Source organism: Bacteroidia bacterium (assembly GCA_025056095.1).
In the GTDB taxonomy this organism is placed as follows: Bacteria; Bacteroidota; Bacteroidia; order JANWVE01; family JANWVE01; genus JANWVE01.
The window spans coordinates 1-7,029 of sequence record JANWVW010000147.1 but is presented as its reverse complement, the minus strand read 5'-3'; the positions used below and the strand labels follow the sequence as shown (position 1 = coordinate 7,029).

The 7,029-nt window shown below is 38.5% G+C and carries 6 protein-coding genes; 1 reads left to right on the top strand and 5 read right to left on the bottom strand.

Features of this window, described 5'->3' with window-relative positions; all coding sequences use genetic code 11:
- Positions 1 to 228 precede the first annotated feature (228 nt).
- Entirely contained in the window at positions 229 to 1,371 is a 1,143-nt protein-coding gene (gene porV / locus NZ519_10265) for a type IX secretion system outer membrane channel protein PorV (GenBank protein ID MCS7029131.1), read from the top strand.
- 9 nt (positions 1,372 to 1,380) lie between these two features.
- Here porV and tgt read toward each other — a convergent pair whose 3' ends face one another.
- The 5 genes from tgt to NZ519_10240 all read right to left on the bottom strand — a co-directional run bounded on the left by tgt (position 1,381) and on the right by NZ519_10240 (position 6,865).
- The gene (gene tgt, locus NZ519_10260) at positions 1,381 to 2,514 is read right to left on the bottom strand and encodes a tRNA guanosine(34) transglycosylase Tgt (GenBank protein ID MCS7029130.1); all 1,134 of its coding nucleotides are present in this window, start codon (positions 2,512 to 2,514) and stop codon (positions 1,381 to 1,383) included.
- Between the two features lie 69 nt (positions 2,515 to 2,583).
- A complete protein-coding gene (locus tag NZ519_10255; protein ID MCS7029129.1) occupies positions 2,584 to 3,060 on the bottom strand; it encodes a gliding motility lipoprotein GldH in 477 nt (158 codons plus the stop codon).
- Positions 3,057 to 4,247, bottom strand: a complete 1,191-nt coding sequence (locus NZ519_10250) for a Signal peptidase-like protein (GenBank protein MCS7029128.1) — start codon at positions 4,245 to 4,247, stop codon at positions 3,057 to 3,059. The genes NZ519_10255 and NZ519_10250 overlap by 4 nt, the downstream gene beginning before the upstream one ends.
- 15 nt (positions 4,248 to 4,262) lie before the next feature.
- Entirely contained in the window at positions 4,263 to 5,267 is a 1,005-nt protein-coding gene (gene bioB / locus NZ519_10245) for a biotin synthase BioB (GenBank protein MCS7029127.1), read from the bottom strand.
- Positions 5,268 to 5,353: 86 nt separating this feature from the next.
- Positions 5,354 to 6,865 carry a GH3 auxin-responsive promoter family protein gene (locus NZ519_10240; protein MCS7029126.1) on the bottom strand — a complete coding sequence of 504 codons (1,512 nt, stop codon included), beginning with the start codon at positions 6,863 to 6,865 and terminating at the stop codon, positions 5,354 to 5,356.
- Between the last annotated feature and the right edge of the window lie 164 nt (positions 6,866 to 7,029).

Sequence of the window (7,029 nt, the reverse complement as noted above, 5' to 3'; positions counted from 1 at the left end):
GCGAAGCACCGAAGCGAAGCGCAGTGCGGAATGCCCCGACCCTTGCGTCAGCAAGGGGCACGCCCAAAAAATAAAAATTTTCTGTATCATACTCAACTCCATGACTAAAAACATATTTCATCCGTGCCCCTGAACTTTTTGTACTTTTTTAAGACAGGATTACACATTTTAAGTTCGTTAAATTGCTGATATTTCTTAATTTTGTACGCTGTACGTTAAGCCAACATTATGTCAAAACATGCTTTTTATTGGGTATTTGTGCTTACATGTGGCTTTTACACTCTTTCAGTAAGCCAAAGCACGGGTCCCAACGCCGCAGGTCAAACAAAAGCAATTACCACTGCTGTCCCTTTTTTAATCATTACTCCAGACTCACAATCAGGAGGTTTAGGCGATGCAGGCGTAGCCTTGACAAACAATAGCAACGCTATGCACTGGAATCCTGCTGCAATTAGCTTCATCAATAAAAAATTTGGAGCAGGTATTTCATACACGCCTTGGCTAACACAGTTAGGAGTTAGAGATATAAGCTTATCTTACTTATCAGGCTTTTACAATATGGGCGAAGATGGAGCAATAGGAAGTTCTCTTCGCTACTTCACTTTAGGCGAAATTATCTTTACAAACGATCAAGGACAACAAATAGGGCGATTTAATGCTAATGAGTTTGCCATAGACGCAGGATATAGCCGTAAGCTGTCTGAAAGTTTTTCCTTAGCCTTAGCCGCAAGGTTTATCTATTCAAACCTTGCCGCAGGTTTCACGATTGGGGGAACTAACACTGTAATTAGACCCGGTATTGCAGGCGCAGCCGATATTGCAGGTCTATACAACAAAGATTTTACAGTTTCTGACCTACCTATCAATCTTAGGGTAGGTTTTAATATCTCTAACATTGGTTCTAAAATACGATACACTACAAGCGGTTCAGCAGATTTTATTCCTACTAACATGCGAGTAGGATATGCTATCAAAATTGATGCAGATAACTACAATAGCATAACTTTGACTAATGATTTTAATAAGCTTTTAGTCCCCAGTGCAGGTGGCGCAGCAAGAACGGGACTTATATCAGGTATGATGCAATCTTTTGGCGATGCTCAAGGTGGATTTAGTGAAGAAATATCAGAAATTACTACCTCTATTGGTTTAGAATACTGGTATAATAAACTTTTCGCAGCACGTGCGGGCTTCTTTTATGAAGATCCTGCCAAAGGTGCTAGAAAATATATGACTTTTGGAATGGGCATCCGCTATAATGTTTTAGGTTTTGACTTTGCCTATTTAGTACCTTTTCAACAGAATCATCCTTTGGCAAATACTTTACGTTTTTCTCTATTGTTTGACTTTGAAGCTTTCAAAAATCAGTAAGGGTTTGCTTTATATTTTTTGGGTAAGTGCGGATACCATTTCTTTTTTCCAACTGTAAAAATCGCCTTGAATGATGTGCTGGCGAGCTTGTTCAGAAAGCCAAAGATAAAAACGTAGGTTATGGATAGTGGCTATCCAAGCGCCCAAAATTTCATTTTGGTTTAGTAAGTGCCGCAGATATGCCTTAGAATAGTAGTGATCAATCTCACAATCCGATAGGGGATCTAATGGGGAAAAGTCATCTTTGTATTTAGCATTACGCATGTTCATAATTCCATTGCGAGTAAATAACGTTCCGTTGCGTGCGTTCCGGGTTGGCATCACACAATCCATCATGTCAATACCTAGTGCAAAGCTTTCGAGGATATTTGCTGGTGTTCCTACTCCCATTAAGTAACGTGGCTTGTGTTTAGGTAAGATATCCGTAACAACATCAGTAATCTCATACATAACCTCCGCAGGTTCACCAACGGATAGTCCCCCAATAGCATTACCAAAAAAATCCATTTCAGATAGTATTTCAGCACTTTGCTTTCGCAAATCTTGGTAAATGCTGCCCTGTACAATGCAAAACAAAGCTTGTGTATAGCCATATAGAGGTTCTGTTTCTTCAAAACGTTTCTTGCAGCGTCTTGCCCATCTGTGTGTCATTTCCATAGATTTTTTTGCATATTTATACTCACAGGGATAGGGGGTGCATTCATCTAAAACCATCATAATGTCCGAACCTATCTTACGTTGAGTATCTATCACGTTTTCGGGAGTAAAAATATGCTTTGAGCCATCTAAATGAGATTGAAAAGTTACTCCTTCCTCTTTTATTTTACGAATAGCAGATAAGGAATAGACCTGAAAACCTCCACTGTCAGTAAGTATGGGCTTTTCCCAGTGTATAAATTTATGTAGTCCCCCTGCTTTGTATAGTATTTCTACACCTGGGCGTAAATATAGATGATAGGTATTGCCTAAAATAATTTGCGCTTTAATTTTTTCAATAAGGTCTTGTTGCGAAACTGCTTTTACTGTACCTACTGTACCTACGGGCATAAAAATTGGCGTTTCTATGCTACCATGTGGAGTGTGTAGAATACCTGCTCTTGCCTTAGTGTGTTTATCTTCTGCTATAATTTCAAACTTGAACATAAAGTGCCTAAACGGTTTGAAAAAAAGGTCAAGCCGTTCTGCTTGTCGTCAAAAGTTAGTTTTTTGCTTCTACTTACTTTTAATGACTAGCTCTGCACTCATAACAGAATGCAGTTTTTCTTTATCTCTCATTTGTTGCGCAAAGCGGAAAGTGTATTTACCAGCTTGAGCAAACTTATAGTTGCGTTTCAGAATAATTTTTTGATCTACAATATCGCCTATCCATTCACCCGTCCATCTACCGCTATTATCTGCTAAGGGTATGTCAAATTGTTCGTAAGAAAGCATCTGACCATTGGGCGCAGTAATACTCATGCTGAAAATAATGTTTTTACATTCATAGTACTGCGTGTGCCTTAAATTAAGAATAATTTCATATTCCAAATTAGTGTCTTTAATTTCAGGTTCAAAAGTGATAGAGTCCTTGCTGTTCCATTGGTTGTTTGCAAAGGAGTGTCGCTTGGCAAAAACTGCTCTTTGACAAGCAGTAAAATACAAGATTATCCAAGCACATACACAAAGGATAACGAAAGAATATGCCTTCATAGATTATCCGATAAAATTTTAGGTTTAATGTCAATATTAGTTTTTTTTTGCTGATTAGTTAGCTTTTTTTGTGAGTTTTCAGTTTTTTGGGAAATTTCTTTAACATTTTTAGTCTGTTTTTTGTTACCTAACTCGAACTCGCTTTGCCCTACTACATCTACAAAGTCTGCGTATTTTTCTTCTATTTTCGGTGGTTCTAACAAACTTTCTATCACTATACCTTTGGCTTGCATTTCTAAAAGCTGGTTGACCCTTTCTATTGGAACAGCGTACCAAGTATTATCGGATTTGATACTAAACCACATCAATTTTTTGAATATATCCGTTTTTTCATGAACAGCATCTCCCTTGACAGTGCGAATAGGCTGTTCCACTTTAGGAATAAAATTAAGGGCTTCAAGGTATAAATCTAGCTCATAATTCAGGCAGCATTTTAATCTGCCACATTGTCCTGACAAACGACTAGAATTGAGAGAGAGATATTGGTATTTAGCCGCGTTTACGTTTACGGACTTAAAGTCAGTTAGCCAAGTACTACAACAAAGTTCCCTACCACAAGATCCAATTCCGCCCAATTTAGCCGCTTCTTGCCTTAGTCCAATCTGCCGCATCTCAATCCGAACTTTGAACTCTTCTGCTAATATCTTAATCAATTCCCTGAAATCCACTCTATTTTCAGCAGTGTAGTAGAATGTAATCCTAGACCTATCGCCTTGAAATTCCACTTCTGAAAGCTTCATTTCTAAGCCTAAGCTTTTGATTATTTCGCGAGTGCGATATAAGATTGACATTTCTCTCTCTCGGGCTTCGCGTAGCTTTTGTAAGTCTTGCTCATTTGCTTTGCGATAAATTTTTTTAGGTGTATATTGTTCAAGGTCTATTTTCTTTTTTAGCATTTGTAAACGCACCAACTCTCCTGATAGAGAAACTTGCCCCACATCATAACCTCCATTTTCGCTCTCTACAACTACCCAATCGCCTGTTACAATATCCAACCGATGAACATTTTGAAAAAAGTCTTTTCTATCGGCTTTGAATCGTACTTCGTGGATATTAAAAGCCTGTACATCTTGCAAACCTGCCAACCAATCGTAAGTGTTTAGTTTGTTGCAACTTGCGCATCCACCTATACCACAAGAACTGCATCCTCCCGCGCCACAGGATTTATTACAAGAATGGCATCCCATAGTTGTACTACGTTGCTAGCGTTCATCTTCTTTTTGCTCAATAGCTTCCTGTAATTTAGCTTCTTGAAATGGCTTTTTAGCTTTTAAGCCTAATATACTGAACATTTTTTGGTCATCTATGTAGCTCGGATTAGGTGTAGTCAATAACTTATCCCCTGCAAAAATGGAATTAGCGCCTGCCATAAAACAAAGTGCTTGGGCTTCTAAGCTCATGCGTATTCTTCCTGCACTTAGTCGTATCATAGCTTTGGGCATTAAAATTCGTGCCGTAGCTATCATACGCACCATTTCAAAGGTGTTCACTAATGGCTGATGCTCTAATGGAGTGCCTTTCACAGGTACTAACGCGTTAATAGGAACGCTTTCAGGATGTTCAGGTAAGGTAGCCAAAGTATGTAGTAGCTCTATTCTATCTTCTTCTGTTTCGCCCAAGCCAATAATTCCTCCACAGCATACAGATATTCCCGAGTTACGAACATGTTTCAAAGTTTCTAACCTATCCTGATAAGTACGAGTAGTGATAATCTTAGCATAGTGCGACTCCGAAGTGTCTAAATTATGATTGTAAGCATATAATCCTGCTTCTTTAAGTTTTTGGGCTTGTTGTTCAGTTAGCATACCTAAGGTACAGCATACTTCCATGTCAAGCGCATTAACCCCTTTGACCATAGCTAAAACCCTTTCAAAATCCGCATTATCTTTTACTTCTCGCCATGCAGCCCCCATACAAAAACGTGTAGAGCCTGCCTCTTTTGCCCTCCGAGCAGCTGAAATTACCTCCTCTACGTCCATTAACTTATGCACAGAAATATCAGTATCATAGCGCGCAGCTTGCGGACAATATGCACAATCCTCAGGACATCCACCAGTTTTAATGCTTAATAAAGTACATACTTGAACTTCATTCGGTTTATGATACTTTCGGTGTATTTCCGCAGCACGAAATATCAATTCTAACAACGGCGTATGGTATATTTGAGCAACTTCGGCTTTTGTCCAATCATTTCTTACCTCTTTCATAAATTGTGAAGTTAAAGTGTAAATATATTATTACGGCAAAGGTAATAAAAACTGTCCAAATGGCGTATAACACAAAACACACTTTTTTAAGTACTAAGTAGCTGCATCAGTTCATTTACGAATTTTCTATCATTTTGCAGTCTTGGAACTTTGTGTTGTCCGCCTAGTTTATTGTGTTTTTTTAGCCAGTTGTCAAAAGTTCCGTTAGGTAAAATGATAATTTCAGGTTCTTGAATAGTCATGTTGCGGTACCGCTTAGCTTCGTAGTCAGAGTTAAGAGATTTTAAAGTTTCATCTAGTACCCGGGCGAATTCAGTTAGACTATCAGGTTGTTGTACAAATTCTATAAACCATTGGTGTCTACCAGCTTTATCGTGAGTAAAATACACAGGAGCAACAGTATAATCTTTTAGAATAGCCTTTGTTTTAGTGCAAGCTATGGCTACAGCGGTATCTGTGTTGTGTATCATGAGTTCTTCGCCAAAAGCATTGAGGTATAGTTTTGAACGCCCAATTACTTCTATTTTGTAAGGATTGCGAGAGGTAAAATGTATCACATCGCCTAAATTGTATCGCCATAGACCTGAATTAGTAGTAATGATTAAAATGTAAGGTTTGTATAACTCTACTTCCTGTAAAGAGCAAACTGCGTTAGTTTTGGGATCTAAAAACTCATAAAAAATACCGTGATTGACTAACAAAACCATGTCTTTAGCTTTTTTCTCCATTTGAATAGCAAAAAATCCTTCTGATGCGTTGTAAGTTTGCCAGTAGTACATGTCCGCAGAAGGAATAATACGCTCAAACTCTGCTTGATAAGGCTCAAAATTGACAGCGCCATGGATAAAGACCTCTAGGTTTTGCCAAATGCAATGTAAGTTTTCTTTGGCTTGGGGATAGTACTCAAACAGTTTTCGGATAAGGACTAAGGTCCATGTAGGTACACCCAAAAGTGCGGTTACATTCAGTTTGGCGGTTTCTTTGACCATTGCTTCAATTTTCTGTTCCCAGTTGCTCATTAAGGCAGTTTTTTGAGTAAGGGCTGCCGAAAAACGAGCTAAGTCAGGCATATTTTTCATAAGAATGGCGCTAATATCGCCACAAGTAAAGTGTGAATTATGCGGATGCGGTATGAGTGTTCCCCCCAAAGCTAACAAACGCCCCTCAAAAAGCTTACTCTTTGGATTGGCACTGAAATACAAAGCTAATAAGTCTCTTCCTCCCTTGAAATGATTTTCTGTCAAAGCTTCTATGCTAACAGGAATGTATTTAGACTTAGCATCGGTAGTTCCTGAAGATTTGGAAAACCATTGTATTTTGCTACTCCAAAGTACATTAGGTTGTTCAGCGGTAATTTGACGGAAGTATGGTAAAAGTTGTTCATATTCATGGACAGGAACGTATTTTTGAAATTGTTCGTAGTTTTTTATTTGGTGGAAGTGGTATTGCTTGCCTATTTGTGTATGACTTGCTTTTTGTAAAAGCTCTCGTAAAATTAACTCTTGGTAAAGCAATGGTTGATTAAGCCACTTTTCTATCTTATGCATTCGTTTAAGAAAGGAACGCACAGCAACCTTATGGACTATCCTACGAAGCATACATACAAATAAACAAAAGTTCTCTCAAAATAGAAAACTGCCAAAAAGTGGTTAGAGGTTTGAGTTAGATTAAGTAGGATTATTTTATTTTGGGCGTGCCCTTGCCCACACTTCGCTGCGCTTGTGTGGGCAAGGTCGGCGTGCTACGGGCTACGCTATCGCTT

Excerpts from the sequence above, each read along its gene's own strand:
- porV (MCS7029131.1), top strand. The coding sequence starts at position 229 with ATGTCAAAACATGCTTTTTATTGGGTATTTGTGCTTACATGTGGCTTT.
- tgt (MCS7029130.1), bottom strand. The coding sequence starts at position 2,514 with ATGTTCAAGTTTGAAATTATAGCAGAAGATAAACACACTAAGGCAAGA.
- NZ519_10255 (MCS7029129.1), bottom strand. The coding sequence starts at position 3,060 with ATGAAGGCATATTCTTTCGTTATCCTTTGTGTATGTGCTTGGATAATC.
- NZ519_10250 (MCS7029128.1), bottom strand. The coding sequence starts at position 4,247 with ATGGGATGCCATTCTTGTAATAAATCCTGTGGCGCGGGAGGATGCAGT.
- bioB (MCS7029127.1), bottom strand. The coding sequence starts at position 5,267 with ATGAAAGAGGTAAGAAATGATTGGACAAAAGCCGAAGTTGCTCAAATA.
- NZ519_10240 (MCS7029126.1), bottom strand. The coding sequence starts at position 6,865 with ATGCTTCGTAGGATAGTCCATAAGGTTGCTGTGCGTTCCTTTCTTAAA.